The sequence below is a fragment of the Mycobacterium sp. E2699 genome (assembly GCF_001666745.1).
In the GTDB taxonomy this organism is placed as follows: domain Bacteria; phylum Actinomycetota; class Actinomycetes; order Mycobacteriales; family Mycobacteriaceae; genus Mycobacterium.
The window spans coordinates 1-865 of the sequence record NZ_LZJH01000081.1; the positions used below are offsets into that span (position 1 = coordinate 1).

The following is an 865-nucleotide window of genomic DNA, read 5'->3' on the forward strand; positions in this document are numbered from 1 at the left end:
TCGCCATCCAGTCCCAGGAGGTCTACGACCGCTATATGCACTACCTGACGGGGTGTGAAAACTTCTTCCTGAAGGGCATCAGCAACGTCGGCCAGTTCACGCTGGCCAAGTAAGTAGCGCACCGCTGGCCGGGCGCTCCCAGGCGCCCGGCTACTTCTCGCAGGTGAATTGGTTGACGTCGGTGTAGCCCTCGCGGAACAGCTTGGCGCAGCCGGTGAGGTACTTCATGTACCGGTCGTAGACCTCCTGGGACTGGATGGCGATCGCCTTTTCCCGGTTCGCCGCTAAATTCGCCGCCCACATATTGAGCGTGCGGGCGTAGTGCTCCCGCAGCAATTGCACCTTTTCGACGGTGAATCCGGCCGCGGGCGCCAATTTCAGAATGTCTTCCTGCGCCGGCAACTGCCCGCCGGGAAAGATCTGGGTGTAGATGAATCGCGTGAACCGCACGTCGCTCATGGTCAGCGAGACGCCGAGCTCGTGCAGCTGTTTTTGGGAATGCGCGAGAATCGTGTGCAGCAACATCCGGCCGTCGTCGGGCAGGATCTCGTAGGCCCGTTCGAAAAACGCCGGCCAACGGTCCGCTTTGAACGCTTCGAAGGCGCCGATCGTGACAATGCGGTCGACGTGGTCCTCGAATTCCTCCCAGCCCTGCAGCCGCACCTCGACGCTGCGCCCGGTCGGGACCTTGGCCAGCCTCGCCTTGCTGTACTCGAACTGGTTGCGGCTGAGGGTGATTCCGATGACGTTGACGTCGAACTTCTCGACCGCTCGTTGTAGCGCACCGCCCCAGCCGCAACCGACGTCGAGCAGCGTCATCCCCGGCTCGAGGTTCAGCTTGCCGAGCGCCAGGTCGAATTTGGCG

Annotated in this window: 1 protein-coding gene and 1 pseudogene; one reads left to right on the forward strand and one right to left on the reverse strand. The window is 62.3% G+C overall.

The window, feature by feature from the left end:
- Positions 1–113: pseudogene (locus tag A5696_RS27670) on the forward strand (class I SAM-dependent methyltransferase); the annotation flags it as partial.
- 37 nt (positions 114–150) lie between these two features.
- On the opposite strand, the gene A5696_RS14055 reads toward A5696_RS27670, so the two are convergent.
- Positions 151–865 (reverse strand): cyclopropane mycolic acid synthase family methyltransferase (locus A5696_RS14055; RefSeq protein ID WP_067879640.1); only part of this gene is annotated, 715 nt, incomplete at its 5' end.